This is a genomic window from Kocuria sp. GQ42, assembly GCF_059758435.1.
In genome coordinates this window covers 82930-106904 of sequence record NZ_JCAXEN010000003.1, presented here as the reverse complement: position 1 = coordinate 106904, position 23975 = coordinate 82930, and the positions used below count along the sequence as shown (strand labels likewise).

The following is a 23975-nucleotide window of genomic DNA, read 5'->3' as shown; positions in this document are numbered from 1 at the left end:
CCCGATCCGAAGGAGCACCGCAGTGGAGACCACCCCGCACCAGAACGTCACCTTCCCCTCGGCCGGGGGCCGGGCCCACGGCTACCTGGCGCTGCCGGCCGCCGGCCGCGGTCCCGGCGTGCTCGTGATCCAGGAGTGGTGGGGGCTCACCGACCACATCCGGGACGTGGCGGACCGGCTCGCCGCCGAGGGCTTCGTGGCCCTGGCCCCCGACCTCTACGGCGGGTCCATCACCCACGACGGCGAGGAGGCCGCCGAGATGATGTCCCGGCTGCCCGAGGAGGAGGGCGTGCGGCTGCTCGCCGGCTCCGTCGACTTCCTGCTCGGCCACGAGGCGGTCACCAGCTCCACGGCGGGGGCGATCGGCTTCTGCATGGGCGGCGGGTTCGTCCTGGCCCTCGCCGCCGACCAGGGCGAGCGGATCGGCGCCGCGGTGCCGTTCTACGGCGTCGGCCAGGGCGTGCCCGACGCCTGCCACGGGGTGCGCGCCGCGGTGCAGGGCCACTACGGCCGGGAGGACTCGTCCTACCCGGTCGAGAAGGCGCAGGCGCTCGAGGAGCAGCTCCGCCGCGAGTCCTCCGCACCCGTGGTCGAGTTCCACTACTACGACGCCCCGCACGCCTTCCACAACGACCGGAACCGGGCGAACCACCGCCCCGACGCCGCGGCCGCGGCCTGGGAGCGCGCGGTCGCCTTCCTGCGGGAGCACGTCCGCTAGCCGGGGACGACGGCGGTCCCGCCGCCGGGGCCCGGACGGACGCCCAGGCGCCGCCGGTCGCGGTGACAGCTCCGGCACAGCCTGCCGTGCCAGGCTCGGCCCCGGAGCACGCCCGAGACCACCCAGGGAGAACCGATGACGCAGACGACCACCCGGACCATGACGCGCACCGCGACCGCCGTGCTCACCGCGGCACTGGTCGCCCTGGCGGTGGTGCTGCAGCAGCCGGAGCCCCTCACCGCGGCACTGCTCGTCGTCGTCCTCGGCACCGGCTGGGACCTGCGCCTGACCCGGGAACTGGCCCGGGTGCGGGTGCGCCCCTGACCCACCGCCCCGAGCACGCCGGGCGCCCGAGCACCGAGGAGTCCCCATGACCGAGATCTGGCCCGTGGTCCACGCCGAGCGCCGGGCGCTGATCCGGGACCTGGAGGACCTCCCGGCGCAGCAGTGGGCGACCCCCTCGCTGTGCCCGGGCTGGGACGTCCACGACGTCCTGGCCCACCTCGTCGACGACGCGCGGACCACGCGCCTGGGCTTCCTCCGCCGCCTCGCGGCCGCCCGCTTCGACTTCGACCGCTGCAACGCCCGCGGCGTCGCGCGGGAGCGCCGAGCGGACCCGCGGGACACCCTGGCCGCGTTCCGTGCGGTGAGCGCCCGCACCACGAGCGCGCCGGCGGCGCCGGCCACCCGGCTGGTGGAGGCGTTCGTGCACGGGGAGGACATCCGGCGCCCGCTCTCGCTCACCCGGGACCGTCCGGCCGGGCCGGTCGCCGAGGCCCTGCGCCACCAGCTGCGGACCAGCACGAAGCTCGGCGGCGGGAAGGAGCGAGCGGCGGGCCTGCGGCTCGTGGCCACCGACGCCGACCTCGACACCGGAACCGGCCCGGAGGTGCGCGGCGGCGTCCTCGCGCTGCTGCTGGCGGTGTCCGGGCGCCCGGTCGGCCCGGAGGAGCTCACCGGCCCCGGAGCGGCGGCCCTCGCGCGCTGAGCGCTCGCCGTCGCTCACGGCTCCCGATGCGGTCTTGTGACGACCCCGCACTGTGATCCTTGACACCTCGCCCCGGATGTCCCTACTCTCCTAACACGTGTCAGGAACCTGACACGTGTTAGTTCAGCAGAGTGAGGACACGCGGATGACTGCAGCGAGCAGCATGACCCGTCGCGCGCTACTGGGGGTCGGGGGCGTCGCCCTGGCCGGGGCCACCGTCGGGGCGTGGCCGCGCCTGACCGCCTCCGACATCCCCGGTCGCGGGGAGGACGTCCTGACGGTGGCGATCCAGGGCACGTCCCAGGACGCCGCGAAGCGCCAGCAGCTGGTGGACGAGTTCCGGGCCGAGCACCCGGACATCCCGGTGCGGATCCAGGCCGTCCAGAGCGCGGACTGGGGAGACTTCTTCTCCAAGATCCTCACCATGGTCGCGGCCGGCCAGGCGCCGGACCTGGTGTACGTGGCCACGGAGGGCACCCAGCTGTTCGCCGACCGGCTCGCGGTGCCCCTCGACAGCTTCGTCCAGCGGGACGCCGCCACGATGGGCGAGTACTTCCGCGACGTGCACCCCAGCCTCGTCGAGGCCTTCATGTACAAGGGGAACCTGTACCAGCTGCCGCTGGAGTTCAACGCGGCCAACATGTACCTCAACACGGCGGCGCTGCGCCGGGCCGGAGCGGAGCGGCCCGCCGACGACTGGACCAAGGACGACTTCACGGGGCTCATGCGCGCCATGCAGCGCTCCAACGAGGGCTCCTTCCGCCCCTACTACTGGACGAACCGCCTGTTCGGCGGCGTGGTCCCCTGGCTCTACGCCAACGGCACCAGCTTCCTCACCGAGGAGAAGGCGCCGGGCGGCGGATGGCTGTGGAACGGCTTCTACGGGGACCACCCGGCGGGCGCCGACCGCAGCGGCGGCTACCTGTGGACGGGCTCCAACGTCCGGGACGAGCGGGTCACGGAGACGTTCGACTACCTGCGGGAGCTCGTGCAGGAGGGCCTCGGCGTGCGCCCCGAGGAGGGCGGCGGCAACGCCCTGATCGGCCTGTTCGCCTCCAACCGTGTGGGCGCCACCCCGGCCGGCGGGTACTGGGCGCAGGGGCTGAACGAGGCCGGGATGGGGCCGGAGGCCTTCGACGTGCAGTTCTTCCCGCGCTGGCGCACGCAGCGGCACCAGTTCGGCGGCGCCGGCTACGCGCTGATGAAGACCTCGGAGCGCAAGGATCAGGCGTGGGAGTGGATCAAGTTCACGGCCCGCAAGGAGTCGATGCAGCTGGCCACCCCCGACCCGAACACCACGCCGAGCCGGCGCTCCATGGTCACGGCCGACTTCTACCGCGGGGCCGGCCCGGAGCACTGGCAGGTCTTCTACGACACGCTGGACCGCTTCCCCAGCACCGGTCCCATTCCCGCCCCGCCGCAGCAGGCCGCCGTCGAGTCCGCGCTCATGAAGAACGTGGCGGTCGCCATGGGCGGCGGCGCCGGCCAGATGACCTCGGCCCTCGACCGGCTCGACACCGAACTCGCTCTCATCCTCGGGGAGGACTCATGACCACCATCGCACCGGCACCGGACGTCGCCTGCACCACGGTCTCCGCACCGGTGCCGTCGCCGCGGCGGACCCGCTCCCGGGCCGAGAAGTGGATGACCGTCGTCTTCCTGGCCCCGACCGTCATCGGGATGGGCGTCTTCACGGTGCTGCCCATCCTGGCCTCCGTGGTGCTGGCCTTCTTCCAGTGGGACATCATCTCCGCGCCCGAGTTCGTGGGGCTGCGCAACTTCACCGAGCTCGTCACGGACCGGACCGTGCGGGTCTCCTTCCTGAACACGATCGTGTTCGTGGTGGTCGCGGTGGCCCTGCAGCTGTCCCTCGCGATGACCCTGGCGGTGCTGGTGCAGGGGAGGATGCCGGCCTGGTTGCGGCTGTTCTTCCGCTCCACGTTCTTCTTCCCGCTGATCCTCTCCGCGGCCAGCGTCTCGATCTTCATGCGCTACATGTTCAACGAGCAGTTCGGCGTCGTGAACTGGCTCCTCACCAATGTCGGCCTGCCCGCGGTGCCCTGGCTGACCACCACGACCGGGGCCTCGCTCGTGGTGGTGCTCGTCTACGTGTGGCAGAACTTCGGCTTCACGTTCCTGATCCTGCTCGGCGGGATCGCGTCCATCCCCAAGGAGCTCTACGAGGCGGCCGACCTCGACGGCGCCAAGGGCTGGTCCAAGTTCCGCAACGTGACCCTGCCCCTGGTCAGCCCGACCCTCCTGGTCGCGTCCGTGACGGCGATCATCACGGCGCTGCAGGTCTTCGACCAGCCCTACGTGCTCACCCGCGGCGGCCCCGGGGACTCGACCCGCTCCGCCGTGATGGTCGTCTACCAGACGGCGTTCCAGCAGCTGGAGTTCGGCAAGGCGTCCGCCATCGGGCTCGTGCTGATGGTGCTCATCATGCTCGTCACCCTGGCGCAGTTCCGCCTCTCCCGGCGCTACGTCCACTACCAGTGAGCTCTCCCGACCGACGAAGGACCACCTCATGTCTGCACCCGCTCACACCCCGTCCCGGACGGCCGGCTCCGCGCCCCGCCGTCGTCGGCGCCGGGGGCTGCCCACCCCGGGACGCGTCGCCGGCTTCCTCTTCCTGCTGGTCGCCGCCGTCGCGGTCCTGGGACCCGTCATGTGGACCCTGTCGACGTCGCTGCGCAGCCCCAGCGAGGCCTTCGACCTCCCGCCGAAGTTCTTCCCGACCGACCCGGACACCACGGCCTACGCCGAGGTCGCCCGGCAGATCGACCTGGTGCGGCTCGTCCTCAACAGCGCGCTGGTCACCGCCCTCATCGCCGCCGGGCAGATGCTGACGGCGGCCATGGCCGGGTACGTCTTCGCCCGCATGCGCTTCCGGGGCTCCGGGCTGATGTTCGGCGTGGTCCTGGCCACCATGATGGTCCCGGTCCAGGTGACGATCGTGCCCGTGTTCATGCTGGTCCGCGGCATGGGCCTGGCCGACACCCTCCTGGCGCTGATCATCCCGGCCATCCCCACCGCGTTCGGCACGTTCCTGATGCGCCAGTACTTCATGGGGCTGCCGAACGACTTCGCGGAGGCCGCCGCCCTGGACGGCGCGAGCCCCTGGCGGACCTTCTTCTCCATCTACGCGCCGCTGTCCCTGCCGGGCATGGCCATCGTGGGCATCCTGGCGTTCAACTACCACTGGAACGAGTTCTTCCGGCCACTCATCCTGACCATCTCGGAGCAGAACTTCACCCTCCCCCTGGGCCTCGTGTCCCTGCAGGGGAACCTGGGTACGGGCTCCATCTCCGTGGTCCTGGCCGGCGTCGTGATCTCCATGATCCCCGCACTCATCGTCTTCGTCTTCGGGCAGCGCTATCTGCGCGAGGGCCTCACCGCAGGAAGCAGCAAATGACCCTCTCTCCCAGCACCGCCTCCGCCGTCCTGCCCACCGGCCGGGCCTTCCCCCGCACCCACCCCCGGCCGGCCCGGGGCTGGCTCAACGACCCCAACGGGCTGTGCCGGGTCGACGGCACCTGGCACGTGTTCTTCCAGTACAACCCCGGCTCCGCGCGCCACGACGCCATCCAGTGGGGGCACCTGTCCTCACCGGACCTGGTGACGTGGCAGGAGGAGCCGGTGGCCCTGCGCCCGCAGCAGCACGGCCCCGACGCGTTCGGCTGCTGGTCCGGGGTGCTCACCGTCGACGAGGGGCGCCCGGTGGCGGTCTACAGCGGTGTCGAGGCCGGCGACGACCGGTCTCGCGTGACGCTGGCCACCGGCTCGGAGGACCTGCGGTCCTGGCGGCAGGAGGGCGTCACGGCGGCGGAGATGCCCGAGGACCCCGACGTCGTCGCGGTGCGCGACCCGTTCCTCTTCCGCTGGGCGGGGCAGCGGTACGCCCTGCAGGGCGCGGGGCTGGCCGACGGTCGGGCGGCGATCCTGCTCTACGACGCCGCCGACCTGGAGCACTGGTCCTACCTGGGCGTGTGGCTGACCTCCGACGACCCCGTGCTCAGCGCTGACCTCGGGGCCTCGATCTGGGAGTGCCCCCAGCTCTTCGAGGTGGTCGAGGGCGAGGTGTCCCGCTGGGTGCTGATCGTCTCCCGGTGGATGCGCCAGGAGGACGGATCGGGCCGGCTGCAGGACGTGCGCTACGTCGTCGGGCGCATGGACGAGGACCCCGACGACGACGGGGGCCGGGCCCGGGGAGCCGTCCCCCGCTTCTCCCCCGAGGCCTGTGGCGCCGTGGACACGGGGCCGGCCTTCTACGCGCCCCAGGTGCTGGCGCTGGGGGACCGCACCCTGCTGTGGGGCTGGTCGTGGGAGACGCGGCCGGAGGAGGTCAGCGACGAGGAGGGGTGGGCCGGTCTGCTCACCTGGCCGCGCGAGCTCCGCCTGGACGGCGACGTCCTCGTCCCGGCACCCGCCGCCGAGTGCGCGGGGCACCGGCGCGAGCCCCTCGAGCTGACGTCCGCGGACGGGACGGTCGAGCTGCCGGACGCCGCCGAGCTCCGCGCCACGGGCCCGGACGCCGCCGTGCGCCTGCTGCTGCGCGGTCCCGCCGGCGAGCGCGAGATCTGGTCGGGGCGCGCGGCGACGGTCGTGGTCGACGGATCCCTGGTGGAGGTCTACGCGCAGGACGGGCCCTCCCACACCCTCCGGGCCTATCCGCAGGACGGCGAGACCTGGTGCGCGGCGGTCGAGCCGGGCGCGGTCACCGGGTGGGCGCTGGGCCCGTCGACGCCCTGACGATCAGGGGGCAGTCGATGCGCTCCACCGCGGGCGGGACCTCGAGGCCGTGGAGCTGCTCCAGGAGCAGCTCCACGGCGCGCGCCCCGATCCGCAGGTGCGGCAGGGCGACGGTCGTCAGCGCGGGGACGAGCTGGTCGGCCACGCTCTGCTGGTCGTCGACCCCCACGAGGGAGAGGTCCTCCGGGACCCGCAGGCCGGACGCCGCCGCGCAGAGCAGCACGCCCGTGGCGGTGCGGTCGTTGGACGCGAGGACCGCCGTCGGCGGCTCGGGCAGGGCGAGCAGCCGCTGCGCCGCCCGGTAGCCGTCCTGGATCTCCCAGCCGGTCGGCTCGACCGTGAGCCGCAGGCCCTCGCGGCCGAACTCCTCGCAGGCCGCCTCGAAGCCCTGCCGGCGCAGCGGCGTGGCCGGCGAGTCGGACGTGCCGGTCAGCAGGGCGATCCGGCGGTGCCCCAGACCCAGCACGTGCTCCGTGGCGCGGCGCATCCCGGTCACCTCGTCCGGGATCACCGCGGCGAGCCGTTCCTGCGGGTCGTAGCAGTTGGCGAGCACCGCGGGGCGGTGCAGCAGCGGCTCGGGGGGGTCCAGCTCCACGAGGCCGCCCGTGGCGTAGACCAGCCCGTCGACGTGCCGGTGGATCAGGGCCTCGGCGAGCTCGAGGTCGCGCCCCGGCACCCCCTCCGTGTCGGCCACGGTCAGCACGTAGCCCGCCGGGCGGGCGACGGAACCGGCGCCGCTGATGATCCGGCCGGCGAAGGGACTGGTCACGATCTCGTCGGTGATCACGCCGATGGTGTTGGTGCGCTGGCTCTGCAGGGCGACCGCCACCGCGTTCGGCACGTAGCCCAGCCGCTGCACGGCCTCCCGGATCCGCTGCTGGGCGGTGGGCGAGACGTTGCCGTCGGCGTTGTTGTTGAGGACCATCGAGACCGCGCTCCGGGAGACCCCGGCCTCGCGCGCGACATCGGCGGCAGTGGGGTTGCGGGCCATGTTCCTCCGGCGGTAGCACCGGTCTCGAACCGGGTCGGTGTGCGGTCCCCAGTCTATCGGGGAGGTCCCGTCCGGGGCCGGGGACTCAGCGGACGAGGGTGAAGAGGATGCCGCTGATGGCCACGAGCCCGGCGACGGTCACGAACACATTGGAGAGCTGCCCCCGGTAGGGCGCCAGCGCCGGGATCCGGCGCACGGCGTACATCGGCATGAGGTACAGGATCACGGCGATGACGGGTCCGGCCAGGGACTCGATGAGGGACAGGATGCTCGGGTTGAGCACCGCGGCCGCCCACGTGGTGAGGAAGATGAAGACCGCGATCCCCCGGCGCAGCGTCCGGTCCTGCGGCTGCCGGATCCGGGCGGGGAGCATGCTGCGCACGATGCCGGCCGCGCCCTCGCTGGCGCCCAGGTAGTGGCCGAAGAACGAGGAGACGATCGCCACGATCGCCACGGCGGGGCCGAGGTAGCCGATCCAGGGGTTGTCCTGCACGTTGGCCAGGTGGGAGAGCACCGGGAGGTTGGCCTCCCGGGCCTCCTGCAGCCCGGTGGTGCCCAGGGACAGGACGCAGGACCAGACGAAGCCCATGGTGAACAGCACCAGCAGGACCGTGGTGCGGCGCAGCACGCGGGACGCCGCCGCGGGCGCGCCCGGCCCGTGCTCGCGCTGCATCGCCAGGGAGAACTGCGAGATCGCGGGGGAGTGGTTGAACGCGAACACCAGCACCGGGATGATCAGCCACACCGACAGCGTGAGCTCGCCGGCGGACGGCACCACGGCGAGGTCGCCCACCTGCCAGGTGGGGACGAGGTACACCGTCACCCCCAGCAGGGCGAGGATCAGCGGGTAGACCAGCCACCGGGTCACCGCTAGCATGAGGCGCTGGCCGGCGACCATGACCAGCATCATCAGGGCGATCAGCACCCCGGAGAGCAGCACGCGGGGCACCTGCGGCAGGCCCAGCTGGTTGACCAGCAGGCTCTCGACCGTGTTGGTGATGCCCACCCCGTAGATCAGGACGATGGGGTAGATCGCGAGGAAGTACAGGACGGTGATCACCCGCCCGGCGCCGTCCCCGAAGTAGTCGCGGGCCACGACCGTGATGTCCTCGCCCTTCCGCGGCGAGGCGCAGACGAAGCGTGCGAGGGCCCGGTGGGACAGGTAGGTCATCGGTCCGATGAGGACGGTCACCACGAGCAGCGGCCACAGGCCGCCGGCCCCCGCGTTGATCGGGAGGAAGAGGATGCCCGCGCCGATGGCGGTGCCGAACAGGCCGAGCATCCAGCCGGTGTCGACCGCGGAGGGCCGGCTCCGGGCACCTGGTGCCGTGGCCGAGCGGTCCGGGGCGGGGTTCGTGGTCGTCGGGGAGGGAACAGGTTCTGCGTCGGCGGAGATCGTCCGCGGGGCAGGGGAGCGCGACATGGTGGTCCTCGCTGGGTGCACATGGGGGTGGACCTCAGGGACGATACCAGCCGGACCTCGTCCCTCCGGGCCTCCGGCGGCGTCACTGCCGGGCAGCGGCACCCGCGCCCCGGAACCGCCACCGGGACGACGGCCCGGCGCGGCCGGCGTGCCGGGCCGCCGCCGCGCCGGTGGGTCAGGACCGGCACCTCAGAGCCGGCGGGTCAGTGCTGCCGCAGGGGGCGTCCCACGATCCCGGTGGACACCGCGAAGTACGCGGCCGCCGCGAACAGCAGCGTGGCCCACCCGTAGGCCTGGGACCCCAGGGCCAGGACGGCGCCGTTGGCGACGAACAGCATGACGGCCGCGACCGTCAGCCACTGCGCCACCTGATTTCCGCGAACCTCTCGAACCCCTGCCACTGTCATCCCCTTCGTCGATCGCCTCCCGCCTGCGACCGCAGCCGGGATGAGGCCAAGTTAGGTGCCTTTCGGGACATATGTCAGTCGACTTAAGTCCAGACCTCGTGGGGACCGCGCCAACATCGCGCCTGGTCAGGGGCAACAGGCGAACATGACGAAAGATGGCGCGGCCGGCGCCCAAGCGAAGGAGCCGGCACGGGAAGGGGCGGGGACGTGGTGTCCACGTCCCCGCCCCGGGTCCCTCCGGTGTGCTGCCGCCTACGGCGCCGCGGGCACCGCCCCGGCGTCGGCGCCCGGCACGGCCTGCCCGGCGGCCGCGCCGGCGCCCGGCTGGACGGTGTCGGTCTGCCCGCTCTCCGACTCCTGGCCGCTCGTGTCCGGGAGGGTGCCGCCGGTCGTGGTGTCGTCCTCGGTCACCGCTCCGTCCGTGGGGGCGATCTCGCCCGGAACGACTCCACCCGGTGCCACGGTGACCTCCGCGTCGGGGACGGTCCCCTCGGCGGGGGCCACCTCGCCGGTGCCGACGGCCGGGTCCTCGGCCGGGGCGGGGGTGACGTCGCTGCGCACGGACACCGACTCGCTGCCGGTCACGGTGCGCTGGATCGTGCCCGTGCCCCCGGAGAGCTCGGTGCCGGTGAGCGCCTGGATGCCGAAGATCGCCGCGACCGCGAGGCCGAGGACGGCGCCGGTGGTGACCAGGATGGGCTTCAGGCGCGGGCGCAGGGCGCTCCAGCGGCTGCCGGCGGCCACGGCGGTGCTGCCGTCCGACTCGGAGGCGTCCAGGCCGGGGCGGGCGAGCACGTGCTGGGCCACGGTGGTCTTCACCTTCTTCAGGCCCCGGCGGCTCTTCTCGAGCGAGGCCGAGTAGAGCACGATGGCGATGCCGGAGACGATGCTGGTCAGTGCGGCGCCGAGGACGGTGCCGACGACGCTGAGGTGGCCGCCGATCACGGACATGGTCGCGGCGGTGGCGGCGCCGGCGAGCAGGCCCGGGATGTTCAGGGCCGGGCTCTTCTTCTCGGGCTGCTCCTCGGCCGGTGTCTGCGGATGGTCCTCGGCCGCGGGGGCCTCGGTGCGTGGTCTTTCCAGAGTCATGCTGTCCTGCTTCGGTTGCGGGGAAGGGGGTGCTGATCCCCGCGACGATGCTCGGGCCAGCCTTCCCCATTATCCGGACTGACCTGGGAAAGCACAGGCCGAGTGGGAACTCTCACACCTCGCGGTCCCCTGTGCGCGCAACGTGACGTCAAAGGCCCAGGTCACCGTCCGGTCCGCTCCGGGCGCCCGGACCGCCGGCCACCGGGGGTCACCCGGCCGCCGTGGCCGGGCCGTCACACCCGCGGCCCCGGAGCACGGGTGAGCTGAGTGCGGTCATCATGGAGGGGCGGGGTCGCTCGGCCTCACCCGGCCAGGGCTGGCAGACGGTATCGGGAGGAACGCATGATCACGAACGTGGCGGCAGCGGTGCTGTACGTGGGCGACCAGGACGAGGCCCTGGCGTTCTACCGGGACACCCTGGGGTTCGATGTCGTGACGGACGCAGACATGGGCGGGGGCGCTCGCTGGATCGAGGTCAGGCCCCGCGGTGCGCAGACGTCGATCGTCCTGTCGGCGGCCTCCGCTTCCGGCAAGAACCCCGGCGAGGGCGCCTACCTGACCTTCACCGCCGACGACGTCGCGGCGACCGTGGCGGAGCTGCGCTCCAGGGGTGCCACGGTGTCCGATCCGGTCAGCGAGCCGTGGGGGACCTACGCCACGGTCGACGCGCCGGACGGACACCGGCTGCAGTTCCACGGACCCCCGGGGCGCTGACGGGGGCGGTCCAGTCTCAGTGCAGCGGCAGCCGCATGAGCACGCGCGGGAATCCGTTGAGGACCGAGGTGGTGTCGGCGGCCTTGGTGAAGCCGGCGCGCTCGAACATGGCGCGGGTGCCGACATAGGCCATCGTGGTGTCGACCTTTTTGTCCCCGTTGTCCACCGGGTAGCCCTCGACGGCCGGCGCGCCGTGGCCGCGGGCGTGCTCCACGGCGCCCTCGAGCAGAGCCTGGGCCACACCCCGGCCCCGTTGCCCGCCGCGCACCCGGAAGCACCACACGGCCCAGACCGGGAGGTCGTCGACGTGGGGGATGCGCCTGCTGTGGGCGAAGGAGTGCAGCTCGGCCCGCGGGGCCACGCCGCACCAGCCGACCACCGCCCCGCCGTCGTAGGCGAGGACGCCCGGTGGGATCGGCCGGGCGCACAGCTCCTGGACCCTCTGCGCCCGTTCCCGGCCGGTCAGCGCGCGGTTCTCCTTGGAGGGGAGCCGGTAGGTGAGGCACCAGCAGACCGCCGAGTCGGGGTTGCGGGGGCCCAGGACGGTGGCGACGTCGTCGAACCTCTCGCTCGTCGCCGGTCGGATCGTGAACGCGGTGGAAGTCATGGTCGTTCCTCGTTGCTGGGCGGAGTGGCGCCGGCCGTGCTCCTCACCCTAGGGAGAGCCCGCCGTCCGGACCACCCTACGGGCGGCGGTCCCAGGTCAGGACCACGTGGTCGCCCTCGAACGTGCTGACGTCCGTCAGGTCGAACCGGGCGGGTGAGAACTCCCCAGCGTCGAAGGCCGGCCGCCCGGCCCCGGCGAGCACCGGGTAGAGCTTGACGACCACCCGGTCGATCTCCGGGAGCACCGCCGCGGCCAGCGACGCACCGCCGACGAGACAGACGTCGAACGGCGAGTCCTCGGCCTTGAGCGAGCGCACGAGCCCGACCGGGTTCTCGCGCACGACCGTCACCTCCGGGGTGAGCTCCTCCTGCGTGGTCGACACGACGTACTGGCGCAGGTGCGCGTACGGACTGACCACACCGATCGCCAGGGCCGGTTCGTAGGTGCGCCGGCCCATGACCACGGTGTCGAAGTGCCGGTGGGGCACGTCGTCGATGCCGAGGTGGGTGCGGACGTGGGTCGGGAGGGTCTCGGGGAACTCCTCGCCCAGCCAGGCGCCGTAGGCGTCGGAGAGCGGGAAGAAGTCGGTCTCGTCGTGCGGACCGGCGATCCGGCCGTCGATCGAGACGCCGATGAAGTAGGTCAGTCGTCGCATGCTCCCATTCTCGACCGGTGCGCCGGGCGACGTCACGGGAGCACCGGACGACGACGGGCGCGGTGCCGCGCGGTCACCGCCGAGGGGCGGCGCCGGGGCCCAGTTCACCGACCGCGCCGGACACGGTCGAAGGTCTCCCGGGCGACATCCCACGTGGTCTTGCCGACGTCGAAGTGGTCGGTGAGCATGTACACCCCGATCCAGCGCTGGTACGTCCAGGCGCGGTCGAGGAGGCCGGGGTCCCTCGGCCCGGTGTAGCGCTCGTGCACCGCGCGGACGAAGTCCTCGCCGTACTCGTGCAGCTCCGCGAAGTCCACGGCCGGGTCACCGCGGCACATGTCGCTGAAGTCGATCACGCCGAGCCGGGCGTCGTCGTCGTCCCAGAGCAGGTGCCGGCTGTAGACGTCGTTGTGGACGACCACCTCCGGGAGGTCGGCGGCGAGGAGCGCGTCGACCTCGGTCAGGATCCGTTCCACCTCGTCCAGCTCGGCCGGGGTCAGCGCGGCGGGCAGGTGCGCGGCGGCCGCGCTGCGGACGTCGTCCTGGTCCTCGGCCAGGAAGGACGCCGGCACCTGCTCCAGCGGCGTGCCGGGGACGGGTGCGGTGTGCAGGGCCGAGAGGAAACCGGCCAGCTGGTCCACGAGCGCGTCGCGCGCCGTTCCGTCCAGGGAGGCCAGCACCTCCGGCTGGAGCGTGCGGCCGGGCAGGAGCGGGTACCCGGCGAACGAGCCGTCCGGCGCCACGCGGTCGTAGCGCGGGATCCGCACCGGCAGTCGCGGGGCGAGGTGGTCCAGGACCGCGACCTCCCGGCCGAGCGCCTGCGCGTAGGGCGCCTCCTGCGGGAAGCGGAACACGAGGGCCTCGTCCAGGACGACGACGACGTGGTCCCAGCCCTCGGTGATCCGCCGCGCCCTCGACCACGTCAGCCCGGGGAACGCCGCGGCGATCCGCTCCAGCTCGTCCATGCCGGTCCTCCGTCCTCCTCCGGATCCGTCCGGCGCGGGCTGGCCTCCGAGCGATGGTGCCGGTGCCGAGCGCGTGGGTCAGGTGCGGTAGCAGTAGGAGTCGGAGGACGCGTCCCCGCCCTGCAGCCGGATCTGGTGGACGCGCAGACCGCGGAAGTCCTCCTGGGAGAGGAAGAAGTCCTCGTCGATCGACAGACCGCCGGTGTCGGTGTCGGCGTCGATCTTGGCCATCCAGGCCCCGATCCCGTGGGGGTAGAACTGGTCGTCCCAGGCCCCGTAGAGGGAGTTGGTCACGTAGACCCGCTGGCCGTCGCGGCTGGTCTCCACCATCTGCGGGCCTCCGCCGAGCCATGTGCCCGGGGCGGAGGGGTGGGCGGCGCGGTCCCCGATCCCGCCCAGACGGACCGATCCGGTCTCGCGCGGGTGGGCCGGATCGGAGACGTCGTACTGCTTGAGCTCCCCGGTGCCCCAGCAGGAGACGTAGAGCCAGCGGTCGTCCACGGACAGGGAGATGTCGGTGACCAGCGGCGGCACCGCCCCGAACGGGCGCAGCAACTCCGGCAACTTGTCCGCGTCGAGGGGTTCGGCCGGGATGGAGACGACCTTCTCCGCCGTCCACTCCCCGGTGCCGGTGCGGTGCCAGTGGAAGATCGAGGCCGAGAGGTCCTGCGTGGAGATCGCCGTGTCCACCAGCCCCCAGGTCGCCTCCGGATCGTGCGCCGGTCGCAGCTCGAGGGCCATCTGGTGCTCGGGCCCCAGCTCCACGCGCTGCAGGTGCTTGCCGGCGGCGAGGTCCCAGAAGTGCAGGGCGTGGCCGTACTCCTGGTTGAGCAGCTGCTCGGCGACCACGCCGTTCTCCACCATCGCCGGGGTGCCCCACTCGCTGGTGACCAGGGTGTTGTGCATCAGGTGCCACCAGGCGTCGTAGGCCAGGTGCTGGGGGCCGCGGTCGGTCTCCCACCGCCCGACCACGTCGAAGGTGTCGTGGTCGAGCACGGCGATCCCGCCTGGCCCGCCATCCCCGGACGCCGCCCCCAGGCAGGAGAGGTAGACCCCGTCCGGGCCGCAGTGCAGGGTGTGCGGGCGGGAGTACCCGGCCTTCTCGGCCAGCTCCTGCGCCGTGATGGTCTTGATCACCCGCGGGGCGCGGGGGTCGGGGTGAGTGTCGGCGACGTGCACGTTGGAGGACCGCAGCCCGGGCATCAGCAGGTACCGGCGGGACAGACCGGTCATGTCGTGCCCTTCGTGCATGAAGGCGCTGCTGCAGGCGTTCCAGCCGAAGTGGTGCAGCTCGTCCCCGGTGGTGGGCATGTCCTCCCACCCGACCACCGTGCCGTAGGAGGCCGAATCCGGGTCGAGGTCCACGACGGTCAGCGCGTCGGGGCGCTCAGCAGCGCGGTCGAAGGCGACCACGTACGCCAGCTTCTCCCGCGGGGCGGCGATGGCCTCGGCCGGGGAGCGGTAGAACGTGGGGTCGGTCGGCGAGGACGCGGCGGCATCGGTCCCCTCCGCGTGGCCGCCGCCGGGCCCGGAGTGGTGGTGGTCGTGGCCGTGGTGTCTCATCGGAACTCCCCAGTGCTGGGCAGGTGCAGCACCATTTTCCCACCCCGCCCGCGAGCAGGCCAGAGCGCGCGGAGGGCATTCGGGCCGCGCACTGCACAGCGGGACATCAGAGGTCTTCATGAAGGGATGTTGCTCGGCCCTGCCCGCCGGACGGCGCCGACCGCATATGGTGCCTGCACTAGGACAAATATTCGATGTTGCAGGGAGTTGACGGCAATGGCGCCGAAAACTGTATTTCTGGCGTTCGCGGAGCAGGACGAGCTGTTCCGGAACCTGTTCACCGCGCAGTGGGACCGGGCCGGGGACCAGGCGCGGTTCGTGGAGCCGCCCGGGGACGGGACGGGCGCGGACGAGTGGAAGCAGGACGTGCGGGAGCGGATCCGCCGCAGCGACGGTGTGATCGCGCTGATCGGCGGCGGCACGCCGGAATCGGACGCGGCGCGGTGGCAGATCCGGTGCGCGGTGGCCGAGGAGAAGCCGCTGCTGGGCCTGTGGGTGGAGCCCGAGGCGCGGAGGAAGCCGACCGAGATGGGCCCGGCGCGCTGCGAGACCTGGACGTGGGAGAACATCGGGAACTTCCTCGACCGCCTGTAGCTCGGCCGCCTGCAGCTCGACTGCCCGGGTCATGTCCCGGGACCGGGACCCGCCGACCACAGGAGGAGCCGTGCGCGGATCGGCCGTCGTCATCGGTGCGGGCATCGCCGGCCTGGCCACCGCCCGCGGCCTGCTCGGCGCGGGCTGGTCCGTCCGGGTGCTCGAGCGGTCCTCGGGCCTGCCCGGCACCGGCACGGCGCTGGGCATGTGGCCCGAGGCGATGCGGGCCCTGGACCGGCTGGGGATGGGCGAGCAGGTCCGGGCCGCCTCCGTGGAGCAGCGGGGTGCGCGGCTCCTCCGGCCGGACGGCACCGAGATCGCCCACCTCGGCCCCGGGCGCACGGCCCGGCTGGTGCCCCGGCCCGCGCTCCTGGCGGCGCTGGCCGAGGGCCTGCCGCCGGACGTCATCGCGTGGAACGCCCCGGTGACGGACCGCGGCGCCCTGCCCGCGGCCGAGGTCGTCGTCGCGGCGGACGGCGTCCACAGCCCCGTCCGCGCCGCGCTCTTCGGTGTCGCCCCGCGGCCGCTGGGCACGGTCGCCCTCCGCGGCACCGTCCCGGGGCCGGCGGACGGCGCCACGGAGACCTGGGGGCCGGCGCGGCTCTTCGGGATCACCCCGCACGACGCCGAGCACACCAACTGGTTCGCGAGCGTCCGCGCCGACGTGCTCGCCGCCGCCGCGTCCGAGCGCGACGACGCCCAGGCTCTTCACCGCCTCTACGGCAACTGGCACCCGGAGGTGCGGCGCGTCCTGGTCGCCCTCGGGGACACCTCGATCGACCGGCGCACGCTGCTCGACGTGCCCCCGCTGCCGTCCTACGTCCGGGGGAACACCGTGCTCCTCGGCGACGCCGCCCACGGCATGGCACCCAATCTCGGCCGGGGTGCCTGCGAGGCCCTCGTCGACGCCACGGCGCTCGTCGAGGCGCTGGGCGCGGCCTCCGACGTGCCCGGCGCCCTGCACCGGTACGACGCGGCGCGCCGCCGGCCCACCGTCCGCACGGTGCGCCTGGCCCGTCTGGCGAATCGCGTGGGCACGGCGCGGCACGGGCTGGCCGTGCGCAACGCCGCGGTCGCCGCCGCGGCACGCCTGAGCTAGCGCGGGCGGGGCTCAGCTGCGGACTGCCGGGGCGTCACGAACGAGGGCGACCCCCAGGACCATCGTGGGGAGAACCGTGCGATCGGCCTGCGATGCACCCTGTGCGGCGCCCCAGGCGTGGGTCTTTGTGGGGACAGAGGGGCCAAATAGTGACTCCGGAGTAGCCAGTAGGCTGATGTAAACGGATCGACTGTGCTTCGCCCCCCCACTCAGGAAGCGAGACGACGATGACCACCTCCGAGATCCTGCAGGACGCCAAGAACCTGGTGGAGACCCGCTCCCCGGCCGGGGTGCGCGTGGACCGCTTCGAGATCGTCGACGAGGTCGCCGAGCTCTCCCTGTCCTTCCGGGCCGAGGCGCTGGACAACGTCCTGGCCTCCGAACTGGCCGCCACCGGCGGGCCCGCCGACTGGGGCGACCCTCGGGCGCCGATGGACGAAGGCTCCCCGACCTGGGCCTACGCCGGAGGGATCGCCGCCCTGCTGCACCACGGCTACTTCAACCAGACGATCCTCACCCAGCACGAAGCGGCGCTGCTCCGGATCCTCGCGGCGCACGGTCATCCCGGAACACCGGTGACCGCCACGGCCACCTACAGCGCGGCGGAGCTCATGCCCCACTACCGCCGGCTCAAGGTCGAGCACCTCAAGCACCTGAGCACTCCCCAGGGGTGAGCAGCCCTCCCCGCACGGGCCGGTCGTCGCCGACGGCCGGCCCGTGCGTCACGGTGCGGGGGACGACGACGCGGCGTCGGCCTCGGCCACGCGCTTGAGCCGCTGCAGGCTCTCCCGCAGTCCTTCGCGCATCGTGGTCATCCGCTCCCGGTCCCGGCCCAGGGTGCCGATGATGAACCAGCCGATGCGGCCGACCGGGCGGGCGATCTCGTAGGACTCCGTCACCCGGGTGCCGGCGCCCTCCGGCTCGAACCGGTAGCGCCACACGAGGGTGCCGGCGAAGCGCTCGGTGCGGGCGAAGGCGAACTCCCGGCCGGGCTCGGCGGCCATGACGATCGGCGTGTTGTGCCACGGGAACCGGGAGTCGGGCGGCACCCGGTTGCGGGCCCGGAAGCGTGCGCCGACGCGGGGTCCGCCGTCGTCGAGCCAGACGACCTCGTCGACCTCGGGACTGTACTCGGGGGTGCGGGTGACGTCGGCGACGAGGTCGTAGACCGTCCGCGGCGGCGCCTCGACGTGGATGGAGTCCTCGGCGCGGCCCAGTGTCTGCATGATGGTCCTCCGTGCGGTGTCCGCGTGGCGGGGGCCCGGGCACCCCGGGGGAGCGACGGGCCGGGTGCTCCCACGGTAGGACCCCGGTGCGGCGGGGCTGTCCGGGCGAGACCGGATCGTTGCTCGCCGCGGCTGCGTGTCGCCGGCGGACTGCCGCCGGTGCCCGTCCCACCGGACGGGCGCCCGCACCGGCCCATGAATTCGCACAAGCGGTGCTGTGTCCCGGCTCAGCCGCGGCACAGCACCCGTTCCTAGCGTGGAGGCCGACAACGACCCGTACCGATGGAGGACCCATGGACCGCAGCACCCCGCACGAGACGGCGCTCAGCTACGAGGGCCGCCGGCTGCCGCGCCCCGAGGAGGAGGTGGTCGACCAGGGGCTGGGCTTCGACATCGGCACCCTGATGAACCGGCGGAAGGTGCTGACGGTCTTCGGTCTCGGCGCCTCGGCCTTCGGGCTCGCGGCCTGCGGGGCCGGAGCGGGCGGCAGCGGCGCGAGCGCGTCGTCGTCGGCCTCCACGTCTCCTTCGCCCTCGGCCACGGCCCTGGCGGTGGACGAGATCCCTGACGAGACCGCCGGGCCCTACCCCGGGGACGGCTCCAACGGTCCCGACGTGCTCGAGCAGAGCGGGATCGTGCGCAGCGACCTCCGCTCCAGCTTCGGGGACGCCGGCGGGACCGCCGAGGGCGTGCCCATGACGCTGGAGCTGACCATCGCCGATCTCGCCGACGGCGGGGTGCCGTTCGCGGGGGTGGCCGTCTACGTCTGGCACTGCGACCGGGAGGGCCGCTACTCCATGTACAGCGAGGGCGTCACCGAGGAGAACTACCTGCGCGGGGTGCAGATCGCCGACGACGACGGGAAGGTGCGCTTCACCAGCATCTTCCCGGCCTGCTACACGGGCCGGTGGCCGCACATCCACTTCGAGGTCTACCCGGACCAGGCGTCCATCACCGACTCCACCACCGCGATCTCCACCTCGCAGGTCGCCCTGCCGAAGAACGCCTGCGACGCCGTCTATGCCACCACCGGCTACGAGTCCTCCGTCAGCAACCTGGCCCAGCTCACCCTGGCGAGCGACAACGTCTTCGGCGACGACGGCGGGGCCAGCCAGCTGGGTGCCGTCACCGGCAGCGTCGCCCAGGGCTACACCGTCACTCTGACCGCCGGGGTGGACACGACCACCACGCCCACCGGCGGCGGCATGGCGGGAGGGCCGGCCGGGCCGCCCCCGTCCCGCTGAGCGATCCAGCGGTCGGTCTGCTTCTGGGCATCCGCTGGCAGACGGGATCAGGTCCCGGGAGGCCGGTACGTGATCTGCTCGGCCCGGCGCAGGGCCTCCAGCGTGTCCTCGACGCTCATGAGCACCGTGGTCTCCCGGGAGCTCAGGGCTCCACCACCGCTGATGGCCAGGACGACCGCGGCCATGGACACGTTGTCGGGCGCCTCCCACAGGTTGTAGCCGTCGTGCTCGCCGAACGCGTACCAGAAGCCGTGCAGCTTGCCGCCGACGGATTCGATGTAGTCCTGGGCGGCCTGACGACGGTCCTCCGGGTGGGCGATCAACCGCGCCCAGGTCTCCGGGGTGTAGCTGAACTTGGACAGGTAGAGCGGCATCGTCTCGTCCCCTCGTGTGGTGGTGTCCGTCCGGCCGGTTCCGAGCAGGCGTGTGCTGACCGTAGGCCCCCGCAGGGGTGCACTCCAGGGGATCGCCCGGATCGTCGCCGGCCCGTGACTCATGTCGCCTCCGTGTCGGTGGAGGCGGCGTCCGCTCAGGCCGGGGCGCCGTCCCGGGCTCGGTCCGTCCACGGGCCGTCGCCGAGCTTCGCGTACGAGGCGGCGACGATCTGCTCGAGGACGTCCAGGTCCACCGCGTCGAGATCCTTGAGGTAGAGGCAGCCCACTCCGGTGGTGTGCGGGCCCAGGCGCGCCAGGTTCTCCCGGTGGGCGTCGACGCCGTCGTACACGTAGACCGTCGTCGCGGCCTTCCGGGCGGCGAAGCCCGCCGCGGGGGCGTCGCCCTCGTGCCCGCTCGCGTACTTGTAGTGGTACTGGCCGAAACCCACGATGGTGCCCCACATCTCCGCCGGCTGACCGGTGACCCGGGTGAACAGGGGAAGGAGGCGCTCGGCGTCCGCCCGCCGCTTCGCCGGCGTGACCCCGGCGAGGTACTCCTCGACCGGCTGACCTGTCTTCTCCACGGTGGGCTCCTCGGGGTCGCTGGGACGTCGATCGTCTCAGGCCCCAGGGTCCTCGGCCGGTCCGACACGGCAGGGCGGGGCCTGGGCGGGTATTGGTCCACGCCCTGGGCCAGCGCGATGCGGACTCCGCTCGGATCCCGGGCGACGACGACGCCGGCCGGTCACCGACGGCTCAGGCGCGGCGTCCGAGGCGTGCGGCGAAGTCGTCCAGGGCGGACGAGGTGTGGTCGGAACGTTGGTCACCCCGTCGTCTTATCCAATTCTGTCTGAATAACGTTGTACAAGAGGCGGGAAAGACCCCGATTCACAGTGCGGTCACGCCTGGTCACCGCCATCGGGGCGCTGACGACGGGACCGACAGAGAGGTGATCCTGAGTTCCGACACCGACACCGGCCCCCACCTCCGGACAATCCGAGGTTGCGCCTTCCAGGTCGCGTCCTCCCGAGCTAGGATGGAAGCACTAGATCCCCCTCGCCTCTCCACGATGCGCACCTGGGGGATTTTTTCTGTTCGGAACTAGGATCAGTTCCGTGTCCAGAGGCCGCATTCCGCCCAGCCCCCGCTCGCGGGGAGACGCCCACTACGCCAAGCCGGCGCTGCCGCACGCCGAACTGGCGAAACAGTGGTCGGACAGGGGCATGGCAGTACCCGACCCAGATCGTGCCCTGCGCTATCTGCGGCACATCGGCTACTACAGGCTCTCGCCGTACACGATCCCGTTTCAGTTCCGCGACGGATCGCACCGTTTTCGGCCCGGAACGACCTTTGACGACATCCTCGACCTGTACGTGTTCGACCGACAACTGCGCCTCTTGGTACTCGACGCCCTGGAACGGGTGGAGGTCGCAGTGCGTGCCGGCCTGACCGACATCATGTCCGAGAGGGCAGGTGGCCCCCACTGGTACGTCGATCCCATGCACTTCACCAGTCGTTCAAAGCATGACCGCCTGCTCAGCGAGATTCGCGACGAATGCGCTCAGCAACTACGGCGACAGCCAGAGCCGGCCGGGGACGCCATGACCTATCCTTCGGCGCTGGAGCACTATCTCATCACCTACGGATTCCCTGAGCTGCCGCCGTCCTGGGTGATGGTCGAGATGCTGACGATCGGGCAGCTGAGCCACCTGTACTCGAACATCTCCCCCCGCAGCGCCAGGACGGCCATCGCCCGTTCGCTCGGTCTGAACGAGGCGGTCCTGACCTCGTGGTTGAAGACCTATGTGCGCGTCCGCAACGTGTGCGCTCACCATGGACGGCTGTGGAACGTGGGCCTCGGTGTCTACCCCGCGATACCTGCCGATGCCTCGATCACCTGGCTGGTCGATCGCACAGTCCTGGACGAAGTCGACGCGCGGCGCCACCGCCTCTACCCGGTGCTCGTGTCACTCCAGACCGTCCTCTCGACGGTGTCGCCGCGCAGCACCTGGGCGCAGCGGCTTGTTCAGTTGCTCGAGCAGCACACACGGGTACCGCTCCCCGCGATGGGCATGTTCGACGGTTGGTCGGAGGACCCGTTCTGGACTGCTCACCTCGGGAGGTGACGCAATCACTGGGCCTTCGGCCCTATCCACGGCAAAGCGGCCATTCTCGACTGCCAGGTCGAAGCTGACGACAACACGGCAAGGTTCCGCTGAACCATGGATGCGGTTCGGGCGGAGACCGACTGGCGATTGGGGTGTCCTGCGACCTGCAGCCAGGGGATCAGCAGGGCTTGAAGAACTTCCCGCCCGGGGCGTAGCAGCGCGGCCCGGTGTAGCCGGGGATGTCCGCGTAGTAGCCGGACGGGGCCTGATTGACGATGTTGGCGCCCGGGTTCGGGGCGGGCTTCGGCGCAGGGGCGGGAGCCGGAGCGGGTCTCGGGACGGGAGCGGGAGCGGGAGCAGGCGCCCGGTTCGGTGCGGGAGCCGGTGCTGGCGCGGGCACGACTGCCCGACGCGCGGCGTCGGCCGCTGCCTGTCGCCCCGTTTCCGCCTGGCGGTCGAGCTCGGCCTGCCGGGCGGACTCCGCCTGACGTGCCGCGTCGGCTTCCGCCTGGCGGCGCTGGTCCTCGGCCGCCCTGCGCTCCGCAGCCTTGGCCTCCGCCGCGCGGCGCTGCTCCGCGGCACGCTCCTGGAGAGCCGCGACGTCCTGGCGGACGCCCGAGATCCCGCTCGTGAGCGACGGCAGTCCGACCAGGTGACGGACGTGCGGGTGCGCGTCGCCGTCGACCGCGTCGAGGGCCTCCAGGAACGCGACGGCGGCCGCGACCTCCCCGGCCGCATCGGCGAGGTCCGCCGGCGCGGCGTCGGCGAGCGCGCTCGTCGCCTGCTGCACCTGCGCAGGGATGGTGCAGCCCTGGGTCGGGTCGAGCAGGCCGGTCTGCTGCGCCTCGGCCTCGGCGAAGGCCTCCTCGACGGGCGGCAGGAACCGGCCGTTCGGCGCGATGTAGAGCGGTGCGCCCAGGCCCTGGCGGGCGATCTCGGCGTTGACCAGCGTGCCGTCCTCCAGGAAGACCCCGGCCAGGGTGCGGTCGTAGCGGTCGGTGCGCTCCTGGTCGTACTCCAGGCCCACCACGGTGCCCGGCGGCAGGAGCTCCTCCAGCAGGGCGGTCGCCTCCGGGCCGAGGCACTCGACGACCTCGTTCGGGTCCTTGGTCTCCGGGGTGTCGATGTTGAGCAGCCGCACCCGCATCACCTCGCCGTCCCGCTGGACGTCGACGGTGTCGCCGTCGATCACCCGCTCCACCACGGCGCGCTCGCCGCGCAGTTCCGGGGCGGCGGAGGTCTCGGTGGAGGCGGCGTTCGACGACGACGTCGTGCCGCTGGAGACCGCCGGCCCGCCGCAGCCGGCCAGGAGCAGGAGGACGAGCGCGGAGGCGCCCAGGCGGAGAGAAACGGGGGAGGGGGCCACGGGAGTCTTGTCAGGAAAGCGTCAGTTCTCCTCCAGCCTATGGATGCATCTGCAATCACCGGGAAGGCTCGTGTCCCCAGTTCTGCGGCAGCAGGCTCAGTACAGGTAGTCCGGGGCCGGCGCGAGGCCGAAGAACTCCTCCATGGTGTCGGTGTCCAGCTTCGGGCCCTTCCAGGCAGTCTGCTCGGCCTTCAGCCGCATCTCGTCCGCGAGTTCCGGACCGACGTAGCGCAGGTGCCACGGTTCGTACTTGTACCCGGTGACGTCCTGCTCGTCCTTGGGGTAGCGGATGATGAACCCGTACTCGTATGCGTGCTCGGCGACCCAGGCCCCGACCGGGGTGCCCTCGAAGCAGTCCTGCAGCGCGCACGCCCCGGAGGAGTTGCCCACGTCCATGGCCAGCCCGGTCTGGTGCTCGCTGTGCCCGGGCCGGGCGGCGATGGTGTCAGCGGTCTCCTGCCCGTACTGCTGCACGTAGCTGTCGTAGAGACTGGCCTGGTGGTCGTAGGAGCGGTACCCACTGATGGCCACGATGTTCACCCGGTCCGCCTTGGCCGCCTTGACCATCTGCTGGTAGGCCAGGGCGGCCTCGTTGCGCAGCTGCTCCGTCTTGATCCGGGTCAGGGGTTTCGGTACATAACTGGGCGGGTCCAGCGGTCGGTGCTTGTTCACCACCACCGTCGGACTCCACGCCGAGTCGATGTCGTAGGTCGTCGTCGTCCCGCCGGCGACTGCCGTCGGCGCCACGAACCCCACCGTCAGAGCTGCCACCGCCGCTGCACTGCCGAGTCGGCCAAGAAATCGCATCATGTCCACGCCCCCACGTGTTCGGAAAAGACCAGCGTCAGCCTAGCCACGACCCTTCACCGCACGGGCTGTGTGACGGGGGATGTCCGGCCGGCGGCGTCAGGGGCGGGTGGCTGCCGCACCGGCATACTCTGTGCAAAAGTGAACCCTTTCGTCGAAGCGGTGCCTTCGCTGATCGTCAGCGAGACGTCCGCTCCGCCCCTGTTCGAAAGCTGACGACCATGCCGCCCTCCGCCGACTCTGTACCCCCGCCGCCCATCCGCACCACGGGATTCGCCGCCTTCC

26 protein-coding genes are annotated in these 23975 nt (G+C 72.3%); 13 read left to right on the top strand and 13 right to left on the bottom strand.

Features of this window, described 5'->3' with window-relative positions; genetic code table 11:
- The first annotated feature begins 22 nt into the window (after positions 1-22).
- The 7 genes from AC6CH6_RS08370 (at position 23) to AC6CH6_RS08340 (ending at position 6458) form a co-directional block, all read left to right on the top strand.
- The gene (locus AC6CH6_RS08370; protein WP_115163325.1) at positions 23-718 is read left to right on the top strand and encodes a dienelactone hydrolase family protein; all 696 of its coding nucleotides are present in this window, start codon (positions 23-25) and stop codon (positions 716-718) included.
- A 135-nt stretch (positions 719-853) separates the two neighbouring features.
- Entirely contained in the window at positions 854-1042 is a 189-nt protein-coding gene (locus AC6CH6_RS08365; RefSeq protein WP_017834960.1) for a hypothetical protein, read from the top strand.
- Positions 1043-1088: 46 nt separating this feature from the next.
- Positions 1089-1706, top strand: a complete 618-nt coding sequence (locus tag AC6CH6_RS08360) for a maleylpyruvate isomerase family mycothiol-dependent enzyme (RefSeq protein WP_498254791.1) — start codon at positions 1089-1091, stop codon at positions 1704-1706.
- A gap of 145 nt (positions 1707-1851) precedes the next feature.
- The gene (locus AC6CH6_RS08355; RefSeq protein ID WP_498254790.1) at positions 1852-3258 is read left to right on the top strand and encodes an extracellular solute-binding protein; all 1407 of its coding nucleotides are present in this window, start codon (positions 1852-1854) and stop codon (positions 3256-3258) included.
- The gene (locus AC6CH6_RS08350) at positions 3255-4205 is read left to right on the top strand and encodes a carbohydrate ABC transporter permease (protein ID WP_498254789.1); all 951 of its coding nucleotides are present in this window, start codon (positions 3255-3257) and stop codon (positions 4203-4205) included. The genes AC6CH6_RS08355 and AC6CH6_RS08350 overlap by 4 nt, the downstream gene beginning before the upstream one ends.
- Positions 4206-4233: 28 nt before the next feature.
- Positions 4234-5121 carry a carbohydrate ABC transporter permease gene (locus AC6CH6_RS08345; RefSeq protein WP_017834956.1) on the top strand — a complete coding sequence of 296 codons (888 nt, stop codon included), beginning with the start codon at positions 4234-4236 and terminating at the stop codon, positions 5119-5121.
- Positions 5118-6458: a glycoside hydrolase family 32 protein gene (locus tag AC6CH6_RS08340; RefSeq protein ID WP_498254788.1), complete on the top strand. Its 1341-nt coding sequence runs from the start codon at positions 5118-5120 to the stop codon at positions 6456-6458. Before AC6CH6_RS08345 ends, AC6CH6_RS08340 begins: the two co-directional genes overlap by 4 nt.
- Here AC6CH6_RS08340 and AC6CH6_RS08335 read toward each other — a convergent pair.
- The 4 genes from AC6CH6_RS08335 to AC6CH6_RS08320 form a co-directional block, all read right to left on the bottom strand.
- On the bottom strand, positions 6424-7449 hold the full coding sequence (locus AC6CH6_RS08335) for a LacI family DNA-binding transcriptional regulator (protein WP_176337061.1): 1026 nt from the start codon (positions 7447-7449) through the stop codon (positions 6424-6426). The two genes, AC6CH6_RS08340 and AC6CH6_RS08335, sit on opposite strands and share 35 nt — an antisense overlap.
- 85 nt (positions 7450-7534) lie before the next feature.
- Positions 7535-8872, bottom strand: a complete 1338-nt coding sequence (locus AC6CH6_RS08330; protein ID WP_498254787.1) for an SLC5/6 family protein — start codon at positions 8870-8872, stop codon at positions 7535-7537.
- A 203-nt stretch (positions 8873-9075) separates the two neighbouring features.
- Positions 9076-9240, bottom strand: a complete 165-nt coding sequence (locus AC6CH6_RS08325; RefSeq protein ID WP_017834952.1) for a hypothetical protein — start codon at positions 9238-9240, stop codon at positions 9076-9078.
- 291 nt (positions 9241-9531) lie between these two features.
- Complete coding sequence (locus tag AC6CH6_RS08320) at positions 9532-10368, bottom strand: hypothetical protein (RefSeq protein ID WP_498254786.1); 837 nt, start codon at positions 10366-10368, stop codon at positions 9532-9534.
- A 342-nt stretch (positions 10369-10710) separates the two neighbouring features.
- Between AC6CH6_RS08320 and AC6CH6_RS08315 the strand changes: the two genes are divergently transcribed.
- On the top strand, positions 10711-11082 hold the full coding sequence (locus AC6CH6_RS08315) for a VOC family protein (RefSeq protein WP_498254785.1): 372 nt from the start codon (positions 10711-10713) through the stop codon (positions 11080-11082).
- Positions 11083-11098: 16 nt separating this feature from the next.
- Here the strand turns inward: AC6CH6_RS08315 and AC6CH6_RS08310 are convergent, their stop codons facing one another.
- The 4 genes from AC6CH6_RS08310 to AC6CH6_RS08295 all read right to left on the bottom strand — a co-directional run bounded on the left by AC6CH6_RS08310 (position 11099) and on the right by AC6CH6_RS08295 (position 14872).
- Complete coding sequence (locus tag AC6CH6_RS08310; protein WP_498254784.1) at positions 11099-11689, bottom strand: GNAT family N-acetyltransferase; 591 nt, start codon at positions 11687-11689, stop codon at positions 11099-11101.
- Between the two features lie 76 nt (positions 11690-11765).
- Complete coding sequence (locus tag AC6CH6_RS08305; RefSeq protein WP_498254783.1) at positions 11766-12344, bottom strand: dihydrofolate reductase family protein; 579 nt, start codon at positions 12342-12344, stop codon at positions 11766-11768.
- Positions 12345-12448: 104 nt separating this feature from the next.
- A complete protein-coding gene (locus AC6CH6_RS08300; RefSeq protein ID WP_498254782.1) occupies positions 12449-13309 on the bottom strand; it encodes a phosphotransferase family protein in 861 nt (286 codons plus the stop codon).
- A 78-nt stretch (positions 13310-13387) separates the two neighbouring features.
- Positions 13388-14872, bottom strand: a complete 1485-nt coding sequence (locus tag AC6CH6_RS08295) for a selenium-binding protein SBP56-related protein (RefSeq protein WP_498254781.1) — start codon at positions 14870-14872, stop codon at positions 13388-13390.
- A gap of 216 nt (positions 14873-15088) precedes the next feature.
- Here AC6CH6_RS08295 and AC6CH6_RS08290 point away from each other — a divergent pair, with 216 nt between their 5' ends.
- The 3 genes from AC6CH6_RS08290 to AC6CH6_RS08280 all read left to right on the top strand — a co-directional run bounded on the left by AC6CH6_RS08290 (position 15089) and on the right by AC6CH6_RS08280 (position 17239).
- A complete protein-coding gene (locus AC6CH6_RS08290) occupies positions 15089-15466 on the top strand; it encodes a TIR domain-containing protein (protein ID WP_498254780.1) in 378 nt (125 codons plus the stop codon).
- A gap of 70 nt (positions 15467-15536) precedes the next feature.
- On the top strand, positions 15537-16565 hold the full coding sequence (locus AC6CH6_RS08285; protein WP_498254779.1) for an FAD-dependent oxidoreductase: 1029 nt from the start codon (positions 15537-15539) through the stop codon (positions 16563-16565).
- A 227-nt stretch (positions 16566-16792) separates the two neighbouring features.
- The gene (locus tag AC6CH6_RS08280; protein ID WP_498254778.1) at positions 16793-17239 is read left to right on the top strand and encodes a hypothetical protein; all 447 of its coding nucleotides are present in this window, start codon (positions 16793-16795) and stop codon (positions 17237-17239) included.
- Positions 17240-17287: 48 nt separating this feature from the next.
- Here the strand turns inward: AC6CH6_RS08280 and AC6CH6_RS08275 are convergent, their stop codons facing one another.
- Complete coding sequence (locus AC6CH6_RS08275) at positions 17288-17791, bottom strand: SRPBCC family protein (RefSeq protein ID WP_498254777.1); 504 nt, start codon at positions 17789-17791, stop codon at positions 17288-17290.
- A gap of 293 nt (positions 17792-18084) precedes the next feature.
- Here AC6CH6_RS08275 and AC6CH6_RS08270 point away from each other — a divergent pair, with 293 nt between their 5' ends.
- Positions 18085-19035, top strand: coding sequence for an intradiol ring-cleavage dioxygenase (locus AC6CH6_RS08270; protein WP_498254776.1), 951 nt, complete (start codon positions 18085-18087; stop codon positions 19033-19035).
- Positions 19036-19082: 47 nt separating this feature from the next.
- Here AC6CH6_RS08270 and AC6CH6_RS08265 read toward each other — a convergent pair whose 3' ends face one another.
- Both AC6CH6_RS08265 and AC6CH6_RS08260 read right to left on the bottom strand, forming a co-directional pair.
- Positions 19083-19409 carry a GYD domain-containing protein gene (locus tag AC6CH6_RS08265; RefSeq protein ID WP_017834933.1) on the bottom strand — a complete coding sequence of 109 codons (327 nt, stop codon included), beginning with the start codon at positions 19407-19409 and terminating at the stop codon, positions 19083-19085.
- 155 nt (positions 19410-19564) lie between these two features.
- Positions 19565-19993, bottom strand: coding sequence for a DUF1801 domain-containing protein (locus tag AC6CH6_RS08260; protein ID WP_498254775.1), 429 nt, complete (start codon positions 19991-19993; stop codon positions 19565-19567).
- A 531-nt stretch (positions 19994-20524) separates the two neighbouring features.
- On the opposite strand from AC6CH6_RS08260, the gene AC6CH6_RS08255 reads away from it, so the two are divergent.
- Positions 20525-21535 carry an Abi family protein gene (locus AC6CH6_RS08255; protein ID WP_498254774.1) on the top strand — a complete coding sequence of 337 codons (1011 nt, stop codon included), beginning with the start codon at positions 20525-20527 and terminating at the stop codon, positions 21533-21535.
- Positions 21536-21695: 160 nt separating this feature from the next.
- Here AC6CH6_RS08255 and AC6CH6_RS08250 read toward each other — a convergent pair whose 3' ends face one another.
- Both AC6CH6_RS08250 and AC6CH6_RS08245 read right to left on the bottom strand, forming a co-directional pair.
- Positions 21696-22883 (bottom strand): thermonuclease family protein, encoded by a 1188-nt coding sequence (locus tag AC6CH6_RS08250; RefSeq protein ID WP_498254773.1) that lies wholly within the window; start codon positions 22881-22883, stop codon positions 21696-21698.
- Between the two features lie 96 nt (positions 22884-22979).
- Positions 22980-23654 (bottom strand): M15 family metallopeptidase, encoded by a 675-nt coding sequence (locus tag AC6CH6_RS08245; protein WP_498254772.1) that lies wholly within the window; start codon positions 23652-23654, stop codon positions 22980-22982.
- Positions 23655-23975: the final 321 nt, after the last annotated feature.